This window comes from Streptococcus mitis (assembly GCA_001560895.1).
Taxonomy (GTDB): Bacteria; Bacillota; Bacilli; order Lactobacillales; family Streptococcaceae; genus Streptococcus; species Streptococcus mitis_Q.
Window position 1 is genome coordinate 1068004 of sequence record CP014326.1, and the last position, 22048, is coordinate 1090051.

17 protein-coding genes are annotated in these 22048 nt (G+C 37.5%); 16 read left to right on the plus strand and 1 reads right to left on the minus strand.

Features of this window, described 5'->3' with window-relative positions; all coding sequences use genetic code 11:
* Positions 1–37: 37 nt before the first annotated feature.
* Positions 38–6073: a metalloendopeptidase gene (locus AXK38_05160; GenBank protein AMH88667.1), complete on the plus strand. Its 6036-nt coding sequence runs from the start codon at positions 38–40 to the stop codon at positions 6071–6073.
* A gap of 66 nt (positions 6074–6139) precedes the next feature.
* Here AXK38_05160 and AXK38_05165 read toward each other — a convergent pair whose 3' ends face one another.
* A complete protein-coding gene (locus tag AXK38_05165) occupies positions 6140–7396 on the minus strand; it encodes a transposase (GenBank protein AMH89639.1) in 1257 nt (418 codons plus the stop codon).
* A 739-nt stretch (positions 7397–8135) separates the two neighbouring features.
* Here AXK38_05165 and AXK38_05170 point away from each other — a divergent pair.
* The 15 genes from AXK38_05170 (at position 8136) to AXK38_05240 (ending at position 21933) form a co-directional block, all read left to right on the plus strand.
* Positions 8136–8915 carry a replication initiator protein gene (locus tag AXK38_05170; protein ID AMH88668.1) on the plus strand — a complete coding sequence of 260 codons (780 nt, stop codon included), beginning with the start codon at positions 8136–8138 and terminating at the stop codon, positions 8913–8915.
* A gap of 98 nt (positions 8916–9013) precedes the next feature.
* Positions 9014–10372: a DNA cytosine methyltransferase gene (locus AXK38_05175; GenBank protein ID AMH88669.1), complete on the plus strand. Its 1359-nt coding sequence runs from the start codon at positions 9014–9016 to the stop codon at positions 10370–10372.
* Positions 10356–10805 (plus strand): hypothetical protein, encoded by a 450-nt coding sequence (locus tag AXK38_05180; protein AMH88670.1) that lies wholly within the window; start codon positions 10356–10358, stop codon positions 10803–10805. Before AXK38_05175 ends, AXK38_05180 begins: the two co-directional genes overlap by 17 nt.
* Entirely contained in the window at positions 10798–11178 is a 381-nt protein-coding gene (locus tag AXK38_05185; protein AMH88671.1) for an arsenate reductase, read from the plus strand. Before AXK38_05180 ends, AXK38_05185 begins: the two co-directional genes overlap by 8 nt.
* A 12-nt stretch (positions 11179–11190) precedes the next feature.
* Complete coding sequence (locus AXK38_05190) at positions 11191–11424, plus strand: hypothetical protein (GenBank protein ID AMH88672.1); 234 nt, start codon at positions 11191–11193, stop codon at positions 11422–11424.
* Positions 11425–11426: 2 nt separating this feature from the next.
* A complete protein-coding gene (locus tag AXK38_05195; protein AMH88673.1) occupies positions 11427–12014 on the plus strand; it encodes a CAAX protease in 588 nt (195 codons plus the stop codon).
* A 333-nt stretch (positions 12015–12347) separates the two neighbouring features.
* Positions 12348–12647 carry a hypothetical protein gene (locus AXK38_05200; GenBank protein ID AMH88674.1) on the plus strand — a complete coding sequence of 100 codons (300 nt, stop codon included), beginning with the start codon at positions 12348–12350 and terminating at the stop codon, positions 12645–12647.
* Positions 12637–13125 carry a hypothetical protein gene (locus AXK38_05205; GenBank protein AMH88675.1) on the plus strand — a complete coding sequence of 163 codons (489 nt, stop codon included), beginning with the start codon at positions 12637–12639 and terminating at the stop codon, positions 13123–13125. The genes AXK38_05200 and AXK38_05205 overlap by 11 nt, the downstream gene beginning before the upstream one ends.
* Positions 13125–15002 carry a conjugal transfer protein TraG gene (locus AXK38_05210; protein ID AMH89640.1) on the plus strand — a complete coding sequence of 626 codons (1878 nt, stop codon included), beginning with the start codon at positions 13125–13127 and terminating at the stop codon, positions 15000–15002. The genes AXK38_05205 and AXK38_05210 overlap by 1 nt, the downstream gene beginning before the upstream one ends.
* Before the next feature lie 20 nt (positions 15003–15022).
* Positions 15023–15265: a hypothetical protein gene (locus AXK38_05215; GenBank protein AMH88676.1), complete on the plus strand. Its 243-nt coding sequence runs from the start codon at positions 15023–15025 to the stop codon at positions 15263–15265.
* A gap of 16 nt (positions 15266–15281) precedes the next feature.
* Complete coding sequence (locus AXK38_05220; GenBank protein AMH88677.1) at positions 15282–16136, plus strand: conjugal transfer protein TrbL; 855 nt, start codon at positions 15282–15284, stop codon at positions 16134–16136.
* A gap of 53 nt (positions 16137–16189) precedes the next feature.
* Positions 16190–16549 (plus strand): hypothetical protein, encoded by a 360-nt coding sequence (locus AXK38_05225; protein AMH88678.1) that lies wholly within the window; start codon positions 16190–16192, stop codon positions 16547–16549.
* A complete protein-coding gene (locus AXK38_05230; protein AMH89641.1) occupies positions 16542–18857 on the plus strand; it encodes an AAA family ATPase in 2316 nt (771 codons plus the stop codon). Before AXK38_05225 ends, AXK38_05230 begins: the two co-directional genes overlap by 8 nt.
* Positions 18858–18868: 11 nt before the next feature.
* Complete coding sequence (locus tag AXK38_05235) at positions 18869–21682, plus strand: amidase (GenBank protein AMH88679.1); 2814 nt, start codon at positions 18869–18871, stop codon at positions 21680–21682.
* A gap of 41 nt (positions 21683–21723) precedes the next feature.
* A complete protein-coding gene (locus AXK38_05240; protein AMH88680.1) occupies positions 21724–21933 on the plus strand; it encodes a hypothetical protein in 210 nt (69 codons plus the stop codon).
* The last annotated feature ends 115 nt before the right edge of the window (positions 21934–22048 follow it).

Genomic DNA, 22048 nt, shown 5'->3' on the forward strand with positions numbered 1-22048 from the left:
TACTATTAGTAAATAAAATTAAAGAAGGTGATTACGATTGTCATTATTTAAAAAAGAACGGTTTTCGATACGAAAAATCTGTGGGATTGTTGGTTCGGTGTTACTCGGAAGTGTCTTGGTTGCACCGTCAGTCATCCATGCTTCTACCTATCATTACATTGAAAAAAGCGCTCTTACACAAGAAGAACAAACTAAGATTAAAGCAGGAATTCCTACTGATAATGAAGCAAGTTATGCTCTTATTTATCAGCAGGAAGCTCTTCCTGCAACAGGTTCATCGACTTCTGTGCTTACAGCTTTAGGTCTATTAGCTGTTGGTAGTTTAGTCCTTTTGGTTTATAAAAAGAAAAAAGTTAGTAGTTTGTTCTTAGTTACTACTATCGGACTGATTAGTCTTTCTAGTATGCAAGCTCTCGATATAAGCAATCCTTTGAAAGCTCCAAGTAATGAAGGAGTAGTTCAAATTGCTGGATATCGTTATATTGGATACTTACCCCTTGATGATGATACAATTTCAGAAATTCAACATAAGGATGAGGGGACAAAGAATGTTCTAGTATCTGAAACTCAGGAAAGTATCCCTAATGAAGCGCCTAAAGCAGACAAACCAGAGTACACTGCTCCAGTAGGTACAGTTCCAGATGAGGCTCCTAAGGTAGAGAAACCAGAACATACAGCACCAGTTGGTGGTAATCTGGTTGAGCCTGAAGTTCATGAAAAACCAGAATATACTGAACCGATAGGCACAGTGCCTGACGAAGCGCCTAAAGCAGACAAACCTGAGTACACTGATCCTGTGGGTATGGTTCCTGACGAAGCGCCTAAAGCAGACAAACCTGAGTACACTGATCCTGTGGGTATGGTTCCTGACGAAGCGCCTAAAGCTGAGAAACCAGAGTACACTCAACCTGTGGGTACAGTGCCTGACGAAGCGCCTAAGGCTGAGAAACCAGAGTACACTCAACCTGTGGGTACAGTGCCTGACGAAGCACCTAAAGCTGAGAAGTCAGAGTACACTGCTCCAGTAGGCACAGTCCCTGACGTTGCTCCTAAGTATGAGAAGCCAGCATACACTGAGCCTGTAGGTATGGCTCCAGACGAAGCACCTAAAGCAGAGAAACCAGAATATACAGCACCAGTTGGTGCTAATCTGGTAGAACCTGAGGTTCAACCAGCCTTACCCGAAGCAGTTGTGACTGAAAAAGGAGAACCAGAAGTTCAACCAGTCTTACCAGAAGCTGTTGTAACTGAAAAAGGTGAGCCGGAAGTTCAACCGACATTACCAGAAGCAGTTGTGACTGAAAAAGGGGAACCAGAAGTTCAGCCAGCCTTACCCGAAGCAGTTGTGACTGACAAAGGGGAACCAGAAGTTCAGCCAGCCTTACCCGAAGCAGTTGTGACTGACAAAGGGGAACCAGAAGTTCAGCCAGCCTTACCCGAAGCAGTTGTGACTGACAAAGGGGAACCAGAAGTTCAACCAGCCTTACCCGAAGCTGTTGTAACTGATAAAGGTGATCCAGAAGTTCATGAAAAACCAGCATACACTGAACCGGTAGGCACAGTTCCAGAAGAAGCACCCAAGTCCGAGAAGTCAGAATACACGGAATCTGTAGGTACAACAGGAGTAGATGAAACAGGAAACTTAATTGATCCGCCGGTTATTGAAATCTCAGAGTATACCGATCCACTAGCTACAGTTCCTGACGTTGCTCCAGAGAGAGAAGAGCTTCCTGCCTTACATACTGATATTCGTACAGAGACTATTCCTAAAACTATCACAGAAGAATCTGATTCTAGCAAATTTATAGGTGATGATTCTATTAAACAAGTTGGTGAGGATGGCGAACGTCAAATTGTTACTAGCTATGAAGAGTTACATGGCAAAAAAATCAGTGACCCAGTTGAAACAGTAACTATTTTGAAAGAAATGAAGCCTGAAATTCTTGTAAAAGGTACCAAAGAAAAGCCCAAAGAAAAAATGGCTCCTGTTTTGACTCTGACCACTGTATCTAAGGATGTTTTAGCTAAGTCTGCTACAATTAACTACAATCTAGAAAATCAAGACAATGCTACAATTACACGCATTGTAGCGACCATCAAAGAAGGTGGAAAAATTGTAAAAACGCTTGATTTAAAAACCGATAACTTATCTCAAGTATTAGAGAACTTAGACTATTACAAAGATTATACGATTTCAACCACTATGACTTATGATGTAGGTAAGGGTGCAGAAGTATCGACTTTGGAAGATAAACCTTTACGCTTAGATTTAAAGAAAGTTGAGTTGAAAGATATTGCAAATACCAGTCTCGTACAAGTAAACGAAAGCGGTGTCGAAAGCGATAGTAATCATTTAACCTCTCTTCCAAGTAATGTTAACAACTATTACTTAAAAGTAACCTCCAGAGAAAACAAAGTGACTCGTTTAGCAATTGACAAGATTGAAGAGGTCATTGAGGAAGGTAAGCAGCTTTACAAGATAATGGCAAAAGCACCTGACTTAGTTCAACGTGATAAAGACGGTAAGTTAAGAGACACTTACACTTATTATCTTGAAAAACCGAGGGCTACCGAGGATAAGGTTTATTACAACTTCCATGATTTAGCAAAAGACATGCAAGCAAATCCTACCGGTGAGTTTAAACTTGGTGCAGATTTGAATGCAGTTAACGTTAAGCCAGCAGGTAAAGCTTATGTTATGGCTAAGTTTAGAGGTACTTTATCAAGTGTAGAGAATCATCAGTACACGATTCATAACTTAGAAAGACCTTTGTTTAATGATGCTGAAGGTGCTACACTCAAAAACTTTAACTTAGGTAATGTAAATATAAACATGCCTTGGGCTGATAAAGTTGCACCTATTGGTAATATGTTTAAGAAGTCTACACTTGAGAATATCAAAGTAGTAGGTTCAGTAACAGGAAATAACGATGTAACCGGTGCTGTTAATAAGTTAGACGAAGCTAATATGCGCAATGTAGCTTTTATTGGCAAGATTAATAGTCTTGGAGATAAAGGCTGGTGGTCTGGTGGACTTGTCAGCGAAAGTTGGATAAGTAACGTTGATAAAGCTTACGTTGATGCTAAGATTAGTGCCAATAAATCTAAATATGGTGGTTTAATTGGTAAACTAGATCATGGTATTGACTCGATGACAGTAGGTAAAAAAGGATTTCTCCGAAATGCTGTAATAAAAGGTACTATGAATTTGATTCAGCATGGCGAAAGTGGAGGTGTAATTCATAACAACTTTAACTGGGGTGTCATTGAAGACGTCGTAACAATGCTTAAAGTAAATAATGGTGAAATTGTCTATGGTTCACCAGCCTTGAATGATAATGACCAATATTTTGGATTAGATAATATCAAACGTGTAAATTATGTAAATGGTGTTGCAAGTGGTTTATCTTCCTACAAGCATTCAAATCGTATTACTGGTATCTCTCAAGCCGAAGCAGACGCCAAAATCGCTAATATGGGGATTACTGCGAATACCTTCGCTATTCAAGATCCAGTTGTAAACAAGTTAAATCGTATCGTTGATAGAGATTCTGAATATAAAGCGATTCAGGACTACCAAGAAACAAGAAACCTAGCTTATCGAAATTTGGAAAAACTGCAGCCATTTTATAATAAGGAGTGGATTGTAAACCAAGGGAATAAGTTAACAGATGAGTCCAATCTTGTTAAGAAAACCGTTCTGTCTGTAACGGGTATGAAATCAGGGCAGTTTGTAACTGATTTATCGGATATTGATAAGATTATGGTTCACTATGCTGATGGTACAAAAGAAGAGTTAGCTGTAACTGCTAAAACGGACTCTAAAGTAGCTCAAGTAAAAGAGTATGATGTGGCAGGTCAAAACATTGTCTATACTCCAAATATGGTTATGAAGAATCGTAACCAGTTAGCAAGCGGTATTAAAGAGAAGTTAGCTAGTGTTACCTTACTTTCAGATGAAGTTCGTAGCTTGATGGATCAGCGTGATAAACCTTGGAAGAACACACCAGATAAGAAAACTGAGTATATTAAAGGCTTGTATTTAGAAGAAAGTTTTGAAGAAGTAAAAGGAAACTTAGAAAAACTTGTTAGTCAGATTTTAGAAAATGAAGATCATCAGTTAAACGGTGGGGAAGTAGTCGAGCGTGCTTTACTTAAGAAAGTTGAAGATAACAAAGCAAAAATTATGATGGGACTGACTTATCTCAATCGTTACTATGATATCAAATATGGTGATTTAAGTATCAAGGATATCATGATGTTCAAACCGGACTTCTATGGTAAGACACCAAGTGTACTAGACCGTTTGATTCAAATTGGGTCAAGAGAGCATTTCTTAAAAGGAGATCGTACACAAGATGCCTACAAAGAAGTGATTGCTGGTGCAACTGGTAAAGGTGATTTACGTAGCTTCTTAGACTATAACATGCGTTTGTTTACAGAAGATAAAGATTTGAATGACTGGTTTATTCATTCTGCGAAAAACGTTTATGTAGTAGAACCTGAAACAAGTACAGAAGCCTTTAAAGATAAGCGTCACCGTGTATTTGATGGTTTAAATAATGATATTCACGGTCGTATGATTTTACCATTGCTCAATTTGAAGAAAGCTCATATATTTATGATTTCTACCTATAACACTTTAGCTTATAGTTCATTTGAGAGATATGGTAAAAATACAGAGGAAGCGAGAGAGTCTTTAAAACCTAAGATTAATTTAGTAGCAAAAGCACAACAAAGATACCTAGACTTTTGGTCTCGTTTAGCTCTTCCGAGTGTACGTGATAAACTCCTTAAGAGTCAAAATATGGTACCGACTCCTGTGTGGGACAGTCAGTGGTATGACGGCATTCCCGATGCAAATCGTCAAGGTTATGGACGAGGTGGTGCAGTGGTATCTCCTATTCGTGAGCTATTCGGCCCGACTGATCGTTGGCATCAAGTAAATGGCGCTATGGGGGCGATGGCTAAGATTTATGGCGACCCGTATAAAGACGATCAAGTGTATTTCATGGTTACGAAAATGTTAGACGACTTTGGTATTTCAGCCTTCACCCATGAAACGACTCACGTTAACGATAGAATGGTTTACTACGGAGGTCATAGACACCGTGAAGGTACTGATTTAGAAGCCTTCGCTCAAGGTATGTTACAAACTCCTGATAAGTCTACTCCAAATAGTGAATATGGTGCGCTCGGTATCAATATGGCTTATGAGCGTAAAAATGATGGAGAGCAACTTTATAACTATGACCCAGCTAAGTTAGACAGTCGAGACAAGATTGATAGTTATATGAAAAACTACAATGAGTCTATGATGATGTTGGATTACTTAGAAGCTACTGCTGTTATTAAGCAAAAGTTATCTGATAACTCTAAGTGGTTCAAGAAGATGGATAAAGAGTGGCGCACCAATGCGGATAGAAACCGTTTAATTGGAGAACCACACCAGTGGGACAAATTGCGTGACTTGACGGAAGAAGAGAAGAAATTACCAATTGATAGCATTGACAAGTTGGTAGATAATAACTTTGTAACTCTTCATGGTATGCCAAATAACGGTCGCTTCCGTACGGAAGGTTTTGATAGTGCTTATCAAACTGTCAATATGATGGCAGGTATCTTTGGCGGGAATACGAGTCGAAGCACTGTAGGTTCTATTTCCTTTAAACACAATACTTTCCGTATGTGGGGTTACTATGGTTATGAAAATGGCTTTATCCCTTATGTTTCTAACAAGTTAAAAGGTGATGCCAACAGAGAAAATAAAGGGCTTTTAGGTGATGATTTCATTATCAAGAAAGTTTCTAATAATCAATTCCAAAACCTCGAAGAGTGGAAGAAACATTGGTATCATGAAGTGTATGCGAAAGCACAGAAAGGCTTTGTTGAGATTGAAGTAGACGGTTCTAAGATTTCAACTTACGCTCAACTTCAAAACTTATTTAACACTGCTGTTGAGAAAGACTTGAAAGAAGGTGGTTTCAAGCATACCGAAGGTCTCAAGTGGAAAGTTTACAAGAAGTTGTTACAAAACACAGACGGTTTCTTAAATCCGTTGTTTAAAATATAAAGGGGACAAGTTTTTTGATCCCTATGAAAAGTGGCTCTTTGTCAACTGTAGTGGGTTGAAGAAAAGCTAAGCTCGAGAAAGGACAAATTTCGTCCTTTCTTTTTTGATATTCAGAGCGATAAAAATCCGTTTTTTGAAGTTTTCAAAGTTCCGAAAACCAAAGGCATTGCGTTTGATAAGTTTGATGAGATTATTGGTTGCTTCTAATTTGGCATTAGAATAGGGTAACTGAAGGGCATTGACGATTTTCTCTTTGTCCTTTAGAAAGGTTTTAAAGACAGTCTTAAAAAGAGGATGAACTTTCTTTAGATTTTCCTCAATGAGTCCGAAAAATTTCTCCGGTTCCTTATTCTGAAAGTGAAAAAGCAAGAGTTGATAGAGATGATAGTGGTGTTTCAAGTCTTCTGAATAGCTCAAAAGCTTGTCAATAATCTCTTTATTGGTTAAGTGCATGCGAAAAGTAGGGCGATAAAATCGCTTATCACTCAGTTTACGGCTATCCTGTTGAATGAGTTTCCAGTAGCGCTTGATAGCCTTATATTCATGAGATTTTCGCTCAAATTGCTTCATGATTTGGACACGAACACGACTCATAGCACGGCTAAGATGTTGTACAATGTGGAAGCGATCTAGAACGATTTTGGCATACGGAAAAAGATGTTTAGCCAAGTCATAGTAAGGACTAAACATATCCATAGTAATGATTTTCACCTGACAACGAACAGAGCGATTGTAGCGCAGAAAATGATTTCTTATGATAGTTTGTGTTCTACCCTCAAGAACAGTGATAATATTGAGCTTATCAAAATCTTGAGCAATGAAACTCATCTTTCCCTTAGTGAAGGCATATTCGTCCCAGGACATAATCTCAGGGAGGTAAGAAAAATCAGACTTAAAACAGAAGTCATTGAGCTTGCGAATAACAGTTGAAGTTGAAATAGACAGCTGACGGGCAATATCGGTCATAGAAGTCTTCTCAATTAGCTTCTGGGCAATCTTTTGGTTGATGATACGAGGGATTTGGTGATTCTTCTTGACGAGAGAAGTCTCAGCTACCATCATTTTCGAGCAATGATAGCACTTGAATCGACGTTTTCTAAGGAGAATTCTAGTAGGCATACCAGTCGTTTCAAGGTAAGGAACCTTAGACGGTTTTTGGAAGTCATATTTCTTCATTTGACTTCCACACTCAGGACAAGATGGAGCGTCGTAGTCCAGTTTAGCGATGATTTCCTTGTGGGTATTCCTATTAATGACATCCATAATTTGGATATTTGGGTCTTTAATGTCTAGTAATTTTGTGATAAAATGTAATTGTTCCATAGGATTCTTTCTAATGATGGTTTGGTTGCTTTTCATTATAGATCTTATGGGACTTTTTTTCTACAACAAAATAGGCTCCATAATATCCATAGGGGATTTACCCACTACAAATATTATAGAGCCTGAAAAGTCATCATTTGATGGCTTTTTTCTATTCAGGGAGCTTGAAGGGCTATAGAAGTCATGATATAATATAAAGTAGATTTCTGTATTATAAAACAAAAATTGTTTGAACATCATTCATTTTATGTTCAAGCGATAGTAAAATAAAATAGGGGCTCTAAACCCTTGATACGAAAGGAAAAAAACTCAATGGCTACTATTCAATGGTTGGTCTAGAAGATTTAAAATAATAAAACATTGTGAAGTAGAATAAATGCTTAAAACCCTTGAAATACAAGGGTTTTTGTTGGTTTATATTTTAATTCTTCACATTGTTATATGTGCTTGATTGAGCAATAATCATCAATAAAAACATTTTTTTGGTGTTGAGTTTGGTGTTCAAATATTTATTATGTTACGGAAAGGAATTTCACAATCTTTCCGTTTTTTTATTTTCTGGAGGAAAAATGACAAAAGAATTACAATCATCACGCTATATTGTCATTTCATTTTTAGTACGTGAAATGGGAATAGATATTGTTGAGGCCATCTCTCTTATGGCTGAATTGGAAAAAAGTGGCTTGGTTCAATTGGAATCAAGCGGAGATTTTATATTTAAAGAACTTGGAGGAGCGTTATGAAACGAATTACCGCAAATCAATACCAAACTTCAGAACGGTATTACAAATTACCTAAAATTCTTTTTGAGGAAGAGAAATATATGGATATGAAACTAGAAGTAAAGGTGGCTTATTCTATTTTAAAAGATCGTTTAGAATTATCTCTCAGTCGTGGTTGGATAGATGAAGAAGGCGCGGTCTATTTAGTATTTTCTAATTCTAAACTGATGAAGCTGTTAGGTTGTTCGAAGTCAAAACTACTATCAATCAAAAAAGTTCTTAAAGAATATGACTTAATTGATGAAGTCCAACAGTCTTCAAGTGAGAAAGGGAGACTAGCTAATAAGATTTATTTAGGGGAGTTGTCTTCTACCCCAGTAGCTAGTTCGAACAGGCCTAGTGTTAAAAAAAGACTAGGGCAGGATGAAAATGAAACGGCCCCCGTCTCTTATTCAGCCCCTAGTGAGACTGAAGTTAGTGAGACTAAATATAGTGAGACTGATTCTTTATTTACGGAGGATGAGGAGTATAGGAATTCTCAACCTATTTTGAGAAGAAAAGTAGAAAAGGTCACAAAATATGATCGAGATTATATTTGGGGATTGGTACAAGATCAATTTAGACGAGAGGGTTTTTCTGAAACAGCCAGTGAAATTGCTATGACTGATTTTGAGAGAATCTATCAGTATGCTCTAGATAATGTTCGCTTTGTTAGACGTGCGGAAGTGCTTGCTGAATTTGTTTTTAATGGCTTGTATTCCGTTTGGAACAACCGTGTTAGAAAAGGAGGTGGTTAAATGTCGCCAATCGAGTGGATATTAGTTATGCTCATTGTCATTTCAAGTGGAGTGACAGTTCTGACAATGATAGTCGATAAGAAAGGGGTGATCAAGAAATGAGATTTATTGATTTATTTTCAGGTATCGGTGGCTTTCGACTTGGAATGGAAAGTGTCGGACACGAATGTATTGGATTTTGTGAGATTGATAAATTTGCTAGGAAATCTTATAAGTCCATTTTTCAAACGGAAGGAGAAATAGAATTTCATGACATACGAGATGTTTCAGATGACGAATTTAAAAAACTTAGAGGGAAAGTCGATGTCATCTGTGGGGGATTCCCTTGTCAAGCATTTTCAATCGCAGGAAGACGATTGGGATTTGAAGATACTAGAGGAACTTTGTTCTTTGAAATTGCTCGAGCGACCAAACAAATCCAACCACGTTTTCTTTTTCTTGAAAATGTTAAAGGCCTACTCAATCACGATAAGGGACGGACGTTTACCACAATTCTTACCACACTTGATGAGTTGGGGTTTGATGTTGAGTGGCAGGTGCTTAACAGTAAGGATTTTGGCGTTCCCCAAAACAGAGAGAGGGTGTTTATTATCGGACATTCTAGAAAGAAAGGTACCAGACTCCTATTTCCTTTCAGACGAGAAGGTCAAGCAACTAACCCTGAGACTTTGAAAGCACTAGGGAATTTAAATCCATCAAGAAGTGGAATGAGTGGTAAAGTCTATTATTCAGAAGGTCTTGCGCCAACCTTAGTTCGTGGAAAAGGAGAAGGATTTAAAGTTGCGATTCCTTGTATGACACCAGACAGATTAGAAAAAAGACAAAATGGTAGACGTTTCAAGGATAATCAAGAGCCAATGTTTACTTTAAATACTCAGGATCGCCATGGTATTGTCGTTGTTGGAGATTTACCAACTAGCTTTAAGGAAACTGGTCGCGTCTATGGAAGTGAGGGGCTATCTCCAACACTGACTACGATGCAAGGTGGAGATAAAATCCCCAAAATACTGATTCCAGAACCAATCCAATTTCTAAAAGTCCGAGAGGCAACGAAAAAAGGATATGCTCAAGCAGAAATAGGAGATTCAATCAATTTGGAAAGACCAAGTTCTCAGTATCGTCGTGGTAGAGTTGGCAAAGGTATAGCTAATACGTTAACAACTAGTGGTCAAATGGGAGTAGTAGTGGCTAGCTATGAAGGAGAAGATAAGCAAGTTTACCATGTTGCTGGTATTTTAATAAATGGACAATTTTACCGTCTGAGGATACGACGAATCACTCCTAAAGAGTGTTTTCGCTTGCAGGGTTTTCCTGATTGGGCTTTTGAAGCTGCTAGAAAAGTCTCTAGTAATAGTCAGCTTTATAAACAAGCTGGTAATAGTGTAACCGTTCCTGTGATTGCTGCAATCGCAAAGAAATTAAAAGAAATAGAGGAAAAAGATGAAAGCGTTAAATAAAGAGTCAATACTATATTGTGATGAATTAGAAACAGAATTACATGATGCAGAAATGATGCAGTTGGATGAACAAATATTTTTGATGCCCAATTATCCATGTGAGTTTGAAGTGACATTTTTAGATTATTACCATAAAAAACACAATTACCCACTATTTTATGAATCCTATCTTCAAAACATTATGGAATTCCTTGAAAGTCAGGATATAAAGAACGGAGCTGATGCCTTTGTAGATGATAATCATAATCTTGTTTTTGTTTTATATGGGCAAGGCTATCGAGCCGAGGGAAAAGAGGGAATACTTACAACCCAAGTAACTGTAAAAGCTTATGATGAAGATAAGAAACCGATTAACTTCGCAAATTTATTAGATTCCTTAATAGTCTCAGAATATCAAATGGAACCGAATCTTTGGGAGGTCTCCCATGATTGATCTCTATCTAAGTAAAAATAGCCAAAGAAATCAACTTCTTTTAGACTTCTTTCAAAAATATGGTATCGAGGTATCTTGTCATTCAGTTTCTGAAATGACAAAGGACAAATTAATTGAGATGATGAGTTATTCTTCAGATTGTTTTGAGTTTTTATCTCCCAATTTATTGCGATTTAAGAACCGTGACAATCTAAGATTAACGGATTTCGTTGAGATGATTTTAAAAAATCCTGAACTAACCATTAGACTTCCTCTTGCGGTTTCAAATAAGCGAGTTTATCCAAATCTGAATCTAGAGGAGGCTAGAGCTTTATTGCCCAGAGATACGAAACAATTGATTTACATGACACAAACACATTATTTATCAAGTTAAAGGAGAAGCAATATGGCTGAACGATTTTGGGAGAACTTGTCCATTATTTTGGCTGAAAGAAATATCAGCTGGATTGAGTTAACCAGAAAAATGTTTGCGGGAGAGTTTCACTATCCAAGTGAATTGAATCGTTTGTATCAAAAGATTCGTCACTACAAGATGGAACAACGAATGCCTCAAAGTCCATGGGTAGAAAGGATTGTGCAGGTATTAGATTTAGATTATGAAGATTTATTTCGGAGGTAACTATGAAAAGAATAATTCCAGTTTATATATTCCAACAAGTAAATGTCCTATTGGTTTCCTTATACTTACTGAAATTGCTTTGTATTGGTGAGTTAACTATACTAGAGATTCTCTATGGTGCGTCACTCATTTCTTTTTTATGGATGTATGGTCAACGAAAACAAGTGGTCAAGGTCAATATGAAAACTAGGATGAAATGGCTTGGTATTGGATTCGTTAGTCTACTGATTATAAGTCTATGTTTTAGTCTGATTCATGCTCAAGGAACCACGAATCAAGCAAACTTAATTGGGCTTCAACATCAAGTTCCTTGGTTTTCATTTTTATTGTTCTTAATCAATGCGAGTATGGTTGAAGAATTTTTGTATCGAGAAATTTTATGGAACTTGGTCAGAAAATTAGATATTCGAGTTGCTTTGACAAGCGTTTTGTTCGCTTTAGCTCATCATCCAGGAACCATTCTAGCTTGGTGTTTGTATGTTTCCTTGGGAATGTTTTTAGGGATGGTACGCTATAAATCGGACTTATGGGGCAGTATGGGACTACATTTGGTGTGGAACCTACTAGTTTATAGTTTGCTGATTTTTTAGACCAAATTAGCTTGTTTTAGGGAAATGAAATGCTAACGTTATGTAACAATGTTAGTCTTTTATTTCAAACTCTTTGATGAATATGAATTTAGCTCGACAGAAAAATAAGAAATGTGATAAAAATTTCAACTACTCTTATCTATAATAAAGCTACCTGTTCTTTGAAAATTGAATCCACTCCGTCTTGATTAGCGTGCCTGTGTAAGTAGGGACTGAGAGTATTTCCCTGTGAAGGGCAACTGGCACAAGACGTGTGTGAGAATTTTCTAACAGACACGGAGTTTATCGTTACCAGACTTAAACGATGCGACAAACTAGATAAAGGAGTTAATCATGAAGGTAGTAAACTTGTATGATTTGAAACAAATGGGAAATAAAGGTGGTTGTACCATCCAATTGATCCATCATTTTCCTTTTGGTATGGGCTTAGGACATCTCAAAAAAGACTACATTGAATTTAAACGTGTTGGTATCTTTGATGGGAAAGCAGTAGAAGTTACTCTTCGAGAACCTTATTCGAGAGATCTACTGCAGGTTGTCAAGTCTATTAAGCAACGTCAGAAATTGATTGCTTATCGTTATAAAGAAGGAAAGCTGCTATTTGTTAAGAAGGAGGCCTCAGATGTCCTCTGAACAACAGGAACGAATGGCAGTTCAATATGCAGAGCGTAGTCTTTTATTTACTGTAAAAAGTCTCTTAAAAATTCTAGAATGGTCTAGACGTCAGGCTTTAGCACAGGATTCTGCCTATAAGATAGGAGTACAGAAATTAGAAGAATTGCTACAATCTCCTTATTCGATTGATACGATTAATCTGAAAAAAGATTTCTTAGACAAACCAATTGATATAGAGAAATTTAAAGCTTTTTTAGAAAAAGAAGAGATTCCTTTAGCCATCGCTTGGCAAGGGGATTCTCTACATTTCTACACGAAAGACCGTTCGATTCTAGACAATCATTTAGACCATCTGTTAGAAAAAATGGTTAATGATCCAGAGAAATTAGCTGATTTTACCATGGATAAGTCATTAGACGATGCTATTGATGAAGCTAAATCCCAAATAACCTTTAGACAAGAAGGAGCCGTCAAACAGAAAGAGATGGTGAGATGATGTACAGTGGAAAGAAATTCCTACTATTCTCACTGTTAGGTATCTTACTAGGCTATCTTTTTCATCGTTTGACGCTTTTGTATGATTCCTATACTGGAAATAGCTTAGATAAATGGACTCATCTTCTAATGGAAGGTCAAGATGAAATTCTTCAGTCGCCATGGAATGTTTCCTTTACTGGAAAATCAAGTGCTTTTTTTCTACTAGGCTTTGTGATGATGTTGCTGGTTTATCTCTATTTAGAGACTGGTAAAAAACAATACCGAGAAGGTGTAGAATACGGGAGCGCCCGTTTTGGAACTCTAAAAGAAAAGAAGCTCTTTTACGGTAAGGAATTTTCTCATGATACGATCTTAGCACAAGATGTTCGTCTGACATTATTAGATAAAAAACCAGCCCAATATGATAGGAATAAGAATATTGCGGTGATTGGAGGTTCAGGAAGTGGGAAGACATTTCGCTTTGTGAAACCCAATCTGATTCAAATGAATAGTTCTAATATTGTAGTGGATCCTAAAGATCACTTGGCCGAGAAAACAGGCAAACTCTTTTTAGAACATGGCTACCAAGTAAAGGTGTTAGATTTAGTCAATATGAAGAACTCAGATGGCTTCAATCCTTTTCGCTATATAGAGACAGAAAATGATTTGAATCGCATGCTGACGGTTTATTTCAATAATACCAAAGGCTCTGGCTCCCGTAGTGATCCATTTTGGGATGAAGCTTCTATGACTTTGGTACGAGCTTTAGCCTCCTACTTGGTCGATTTCTATAACCCACCTAAAACAAGAGAACAGCTCATAGAAGAAAGTCGTTTAAGTCAAAAGGAATACCAAAACTTGTTGAAACGTCAAAAAAAAGAAGTGGAAGAGCGAAAAAAACGAGGGCGTTATCCAAGTTTTGCTGAAATCTCAAAACTCATTAAACACTTATCCAAGGGTGAAAACCAAGAAAAAAGTGTCTTAGAAATTCTATTTGAAAATTATGCTAAAAAGTATGGGACTGAAAATTTTACCATGCGAAATTGGGCAGATTTCCAAAATTATAAGGATAAGACTCTGGATTCTGTTGTTGCTGTAACCACTGCTAAATTTGCCCTCTTCAATATACAAAGTGTTATGGATTTGACCAAAAGAGATACCCTTGATATGAAGACATGGGGCAAGGAAAAATCAATGGTTTACTTAGTTATCCCAGATAACGATAGTACCTTTCGCTTTCTTTCAGCCCTCTTTTTTTCAACCGTATTTCAAACCCTAACAAGACAAGCAGATATTGATTTTAAGGGACAATTACCTCTTCATGTGAGAGTTTACTTAGATGAGTTCGCAAATATCGGAGAAATCCCAGATTTTGCTGAACAAACCTCAACAGTCCGTTCTCGGAATATGAGTCTCGTTCCTATTCTACAAAATATTGCCCAACTTCAAGGGCTCTATAAAGAAAAAGAAGCTTGGAAAACCATTTTGGGGAACTGTGATAGCTTAGTCTACTTAGGTGGTAATGATGAAGATACCTTTAAATTTATGAGTGGATTACTCGGTAAACAAACCATTGATGTTCGAAATACTAGTCGTTCCTTTGGCCAGACAGGTTCAGGATCCCTTTCTCATCAAAAGATTGCTCGTGATTTAATGACACCTGATGAAGTCGGAAATATGAAACGGCATGAATGCTTGGTTCGAATTGCCAATATGCCTGTCTTTAAAAGTAAAAAGTACAATTCCATTAAGCATCCAAACTGGAAGTACCTAGCCAATCAAGAAACCGATGAACGGTGGTGGAACTATCAAATCAATCCTTTGAATCAAAGACAAGAAAATCATCTTGAAGGCCTTAGAATTCGTGATTTAACTTTTGAATCTAGTTTAAAATAAAAATAGAAAAGAGGAAATAGATGATTACGCATTTTAAAGGTTTTGTTTATGGAGTAGACGCAAGTGCTATGTTTGCACAAGCTATGTCTTTGTTACAGAAGGGATTGATTGCGGTTGGTGCCTTTCTCGTTGTTGTGGGGATTGTCAACCTTGCAACCAACATTAAAGATGGTGGACCAGGTGTTCGGAATGCCATTCTTGAAATTGTCGGTGGAGTTATGGTCGGGGCTGCTGGAGCCTTTGTAACTCAGATTTCAATTTAGGAGGATAAACAATGACATGAATCTTAGTTTAGTCTCACCCTTTGTTTACCTTGCATCTGAAAAAATATCAGCTGAAAATTTATTTGAAGGATTTAATGTAGATTTACAATCTACGGTAGATCTGATTAAATCTCTATCTAGCTACAATCCAACAGTTTGGACTTATATGTCTAGTATTACTAAAAGTGTCATGCAGCCTCTTGGAGTTGCGATTTTATCAGTTGTTCTCATCTTAGAATTTTCGAAGATGGCAAAGAAAATTGCTAACTCTGGTGGAGCGATGACCTTTGAAGCATTAGCACCGATGTTGATTAGTTATATTATGGTTGCAGTTGTAATTACCAACACTACCGTCATTGTAGAAGCCATCATTGGGATTGCGAGTCATGCCATTGAACAAGTGGCCTCGATTGTGGCTCACGGTGGGGCAAAGTATGATACAATCTCTGGATTAAAAGGGTCAGGATTTATTGGCCGGATGATTGTGGGCTTTTTCGCCCTCCTCATTTGGCTAGTTCGGATAGTAAGTGCAGCCATGGTCAATCTTTTGGTATCTATTCGATTTATTCAACTCTACCTTATGATCCCATTTGCCCCTCTTACGATTCCAACATTTTTAAGTGATGAGTGGAAGTCTATTGGTATTGGCTATTTAAAAAATATTATGGTCTATGCGGTACAAGGGGTTCTTATTTTTCTGATTGTTTCTCTTGTTCCTTTGTTTGAATCTGCTGGGAAAATAGCTGTTTCAAATGGTGCAGGAGTCCTGCAATCTCTTGCGATTATGTTTGGTAGTTTAATACAAGCTATCTTACTGATTATTGCCCTCGTTGGTTCTCAACGTACGGCTCGCTCAATCTTAGGTATGTAATTAGATAAAGGCTAGGAAGTGATTGCTTCTTAGCCTTTTTAGAAAGGAAAGTCATGAATACACGTGTCTTTAAAGACATCTCAAAATACCAACACAGGGCTTGGTTAGGTTTCACTACAAGACAAATCATCTTTGTTTTACCAGCCTTTATTGTCACAATTATTGTTTTGGGCTTGAATCTCTTTTTCTGGCAATTTGGAGATTGGTTTGTTTACGGTTTTGTGTTTGCCTTTACCATCCCCCTCATGCTTTTTGGAGTCTATAAACCCAATGATTTATATTTTGAACATTATTTGAAATACCGTCTACATTTTGAATTAACGGTTCCCCTACGCACAATTACAGGAAAGAAAGGATCTGAACATGAAAAGAAAATCAAATACATTAAAGAAACAAAAAACTTCAATGACTAATAAAAAGGAAAAAGTTAAAGATAAAAAAGAGGAAGTGTTACCATCAACGGCTAATACTCTTGCCTATCAAGCCCTGTACCAAAATGGTCTAATGCAGGTAAAAGAAGATTATTTCTCACAAAGCTACTTACTTGGGGACGTCAATTACCAAACTGTTGGTTTAGAAGATAAGGGCGCAATCATTGAGAAGTATTCTGATTTGATTAACTCTTTAGACGACCAAACCAACTTCCAATTGACTATCTTTAACAAAAGATTGAATTTAGAAAAATTCAGACAAAGTGTTTTGTATGAGGAAAAAGAAGATGGGTATGATACCTATCGTAAAGAATTGAATCGGATGATGAATCAGAATTTAGACAGTGGCGAAAATAACTTTTCGGCTGTTAAACTGATTAGCTTTGGTAGAAAGGATTCTAATCCCAAACAAGCCTATCGTTCCTTGTCCCAAATAGGAGAATATTTCAAGAGTGGTTTCTCAGAAATTGATGCACGTTTTGAATCCTTGGCTGGAGAAGACCGTGTCAACTTGTTGGCCGATATGCTTAGAGGAGAACACCATCTTCCTTTTTCTTACCGTGATTTAACCAGATCTGGTCAGACAACTCGTCACTTTATAGCTCCTAATCTCTTGGATTTTAAAAACAAGAATTACCTACAAATCAATGACCGCTTATTACAGATTGTCTATGTGAGAGACTATGGTATGGAATTAGGGGATCAGTTTATTCGAGACCTCATGCAAGGAGATTTGGAATTGATTGTGAGCCTCCATGCTCAAAGTTCGACCAAGGCAGATGCCATGAAGAAACTACGAACAAAGAAGACCTTGATGGAATCCCAAAAGATTGGGGAACAACAAAAACTTGCTCGTACAGGTATCTATTTGGAAAAAGTAGGTCATGTATTAGAAAGCAATATCGATGAAGCTGAGGAACTCTTAAAAACCATGACAGAGACAGGAGATAAACTATTTCAAACGGTCTTCTTGATTGGGGTTTTTGGTCAGGATGAAGAAGAACTCAAACAAGCTTTAGACACTATCCAACAAGTGGCCGGCTCTAATGACCTAATGATTGATAAACTTCCATATATGCAAGAAGCAGCCTTTAATAGTTTGCTGCCATTTGGTTGTGATTTTTTAGAGGGAGTATCACGGAGTTTATTAACGTCCAATGTAGCAGTGAACTCTCCATGGACTTCAGTAGACTTACAAGACCGTAGTGGAAAATATTACGGTATCAATCAAATCTCAAGTAATATTATTACCATTGATCGAAGCCTATTAAATACACCATCTGGTCTGATTTTAGGAACATCTGGAGCTGGGAAAGGGATGGCAACCAAGCATGAAATTATCACGACCAAAATCAAGGAATCTGGTGAAAATACAGAAATTATCATCGTGGATCCAGAAGCAGAATATAGTGTCATTGGCCGGGCTTTTGGGGGAGAAATGATTGATATTGCGCCTGATTCCCAAACCTATCTCAATGTCCTTGACTTGTCTGAAGAAAATATGGATGAAGATCCTGTAAAGGTAAAATCAGAATTTCTTTTATCCTTTATCGGCAAGTTATTGGATAGAAAAATGGATGGAAGAGAAAAATCGATTATCGACCGAGTCACCAGACTCACCTATCAGTCTTTTAAAGAACCTTCTTTGGAAGAATGGGTCTTTGTCTTGAGTCAACAACCAGAAGAAGAAGCGCAGAATTTGGCACTTGATATGGAACTGTATGTCGAAGGTTCTCTTGATATTTTTTCTCATAAAACAAACATTCAGACAGGATCCAATTTCTTAATCTATAATGTTAAAAAGTTAGGAGATGAGCTGAAACAAATCGCCCTTATGGTGGTTTTTGATCAGATATGGAATCGTGTTGTTCGGAACCAAAAATTAGGGAAGAAGACCTGGATTTATTTTGATGAAATGCAGCTTCTCTTATTAGATAAATATGCCAGTGATTTCTTCTTTAAATTGTGGAGTCGTGTCAGAAAATATGGAGCCAGTCCGACTGGAATAACTCAAAACGTCGAAACCTTATTGTTAGATCCAAATGGTAGACGGATTATTGCAAATAGTGAATTTATGATTCTCCTCAAGCAAGCAAAAAATGATAGAGAAGAACTGGTTCAACTCTTAGGCTTGTCAAAAGAACTTGAAAAATACCTAGTCAATCCAGAAAAAGGGGCAGGACTGATAAAAGCTGGTTCCGTTGTCGTTCCCTTTAAAAATAAGATTCCTCAAGGTACTCAATTGTTTGATATTATGAGTACGGATCCTGATAAAATGGCTTCTAACTAAGGGGAAGTATAATGAAGGATAAAAGAGAAATCATACGTGCCCGAAAGGCATTTAGAAGAAGTCTAAAAGATGAGAAGAAATTCTTGAAACAAGGAAAGAAGGAGGTGAGGAAACAGAAAAAAGATTCCTCTGTACTGGATGAAAAAGTATGGAAAAAAGAGATAAAAGAAAAGCTAGAGGAGATGAGAGAAGCTTCAAAGGAGAGAGTAAAACAAGCAAATGAAGACTACAATCATATTCTTCAAAATAGTCCTCCATCTCTTTTGAATCGAAAAGAATTAAGAGACAGACGGTTGCCTCATGCTAGGAAACGATTGAAAATAGCCAAGAAGCAATTTAAGGAAGCCAAGGTAGAAGCAAAAGAAGAAAGAAAAGAGAGTCGTAAAGAAAGAAAAAACAATCAAAAATTTCTCTACGGTCAGGAATCGAAACAAAAATCTAATTTTTTCTTTCAAGGGAAGAGTTTAGAAGAATTAAAAGCTAAGAAAGAAGTCAAGGCTGCTAAAGAAAATTTAAAATCTACTAAACAAGCCTATAAGTCCAAAAAAGTCAGTAGGAAAGCCAAAACTTTTCTTTATGTCCTTGGACGTGAAGGTGGAGAGTTAGCTTCAGAAAATGAAGATTTAGAAGGCTATCGCACACTTCAAGAGACCATTAGAAAAGGGAAACGCTACAGTCGGCTTTCTTATAACCTTGGAAAAGCTAGTGTCAAAACAGGACAAGCAACAGGTCGTTTTACCAAGAAAAGACTGACCAACACAAAAGAGCGATACCATCATTTTAAGGCTGGAAAAGGATGGAAACTAGCGAAAGATAATCCAAGTTCCTTTAAAAATCGGTATCGAAAATTAAAGAAACAAGGTCTTACTAGTGTCCGAAATATCTATCAAAAACTAAAAGCAGCCTTTTCCTTCTTTACATTTGCGGCTGGGAATCCTATAACATGGATAGTAGGAGGATTAGTTTTTCTTCTCTTACTTATGATGAGCTTCTTTTTAGGATTTTCATCTGCTAGTTTGATTCAACAAGATGAATTTGAATTAACAAAAGCTTATACCCACCTAACTTGGGAAGACGCAGAACATACTCGTACAAATGACAAAGGCATTACCTATTACACAAAAGTTGATGATGTGATGGGGTATATGAACTTTAAATTCCATGACTATGAGTTACACAAACCAGTTCACTTATTTAGTTCAGAAACTTACAAGGATTATCTATCTACTTTGTGGCATGATTTAAACGATGGGGAAGATTTGAAATCCATGCAAGACCTTTATGAAACTCCTAAGTATAAACTCTCGAAAGATGATCAAGAGGAAATGAAGGAACTAAAAGAAGAAGGTGTGTATGCTTCCATGCAGGAATTGGACAATCCATTTGAGGGGAAAAGCAACGAAGATAGTCTAACCATGACTTATCGTTATGGATACTATGATTTAGACGGAAAACCTACTCTTCAGGAGTACATTCTACTAGAAGCCAAGGCTCACCAAACGATTGTCGCACCAATGGATGGGTTAGTATCTTTAGATGGTGACAATGTAATTCTCACTAATGGAAAAGGAGAGAATGAGAGTCGTTTAACCTTGTATTCTATTCATAATGGCCGTGCGATTGAGGGGACAAGAGTCCTAACAGGTGATATTATTGGTGAAACACCAGACGATACAGGTTTGAAAGTTTCCTATCAAAAGTATAAGAACAAGAAAGACAAATTGGTGTATGTCAATCCGCAATTTTATTTTCCAAAAGTCATTCAACTTCAGACCACTATCTTACCTGCCATTGGTCAGTTTGGTGGAGATGAGTTTGAACGAGCAAAACATATTTATGAGTTTTTGAAATCTCAAGGGGCTAGTCCCCAAGCCATTGCGGCTATTTTAGGAAATTGGTCAGTAGAGTCTTCTATTAATCCAAAACGTGCTGAAGGAGATTATTTATCTCCTCCAGTTGGCGCTACCGATTCCTCATGGGATGATGAAAGCTGGTTAGCGATAGGAGGACCAGCCATTTATAGTGGTGCTTATCCTAATATCCTTCATAGAGGTTTGGGATTAGGGCAATGGACAGATACTGCAGATGGTTCAATACGTCATACAGCCTTGTTAAATTATGCACGCACCCAAAATAAGAAATGGTATGATTTAGACCTACAACTTGACTTTATGCTTCATGGAGATAGTCCTTACTATCAAAGTTGGTTAAAGGATTTCTTTGGAAATTCGGGCAGTGCAGCCAATCTCGCCCAACTCTTTCTGACCTATTGGGAGGGAAATTCTGGTGACAAACTACTGGAAAGACAAACCAGAGCAACGGAATGGTATTACCAAATTGAAAAAGGCTTCAGCCAAACAAATGGAGGACAGGCAAAAAGTGACCCGCAATCCCTTGAAGGGGTTCGTGGGGACTTGTATGAGCATTCTGTTCCTGGTGGTGGAGATGGTATGGCCTATGCCTATGGACAATGTACATGGGGTGTTGCGGCTCGTATGAACCAGTTAGGCTTAAAATTAAAAGGTAGAAATGGAGAAAAGATTTCAATCATTAATACCATGGGAAATGGTCAGGACTGGGTTGCGACAGCTTCAAGTCTTGGTGGGGAAACTGGCTCTACACCAAGAGCAGGTGCCATTGTTTCTTTTGTGGGAGGTACACATGGCACACCAGCCATCTACGGTCATGTGGCTTTTGTTGAGAAAGTATATGATGACGGTTCTTTCCTTGTGTCTGAAACCAACTATGGGGGCAACCCTAACTATACCTTTAGAAAAATCTCTCAAGCAGATAGTGCCATCAGTTTTGCTTATACGACCAAATAGAAGAGTTTACACTTGAAATTGTAGCTATTTAAAGATACAATATGTCTATAAATGAGTGGTCGGCTCATGGTCAATCTGATAGTAATCTTGGACATAAGGGCCAAGCGGTGGCGGACACCAGAACAAAATCCGATAGCAATCTTGGACGTACGGGCCAAGCGGTGGCAGACACCAGAATAAACCGACTGATTAGGTGGCTTACAGGTTCAGTAAGTCATCTTTTTTATTTGAAACAAAGTATAAATTTCTAATTATCTTTTTATATTTTCTTAAATGCTCGTAAAGCCTTATTCTATGTGCTTTCGAGTATTTTTACTGTAGGAAGATACTTCACGTTTCTTTGCATATTTCCTCATGTCTTAGCTG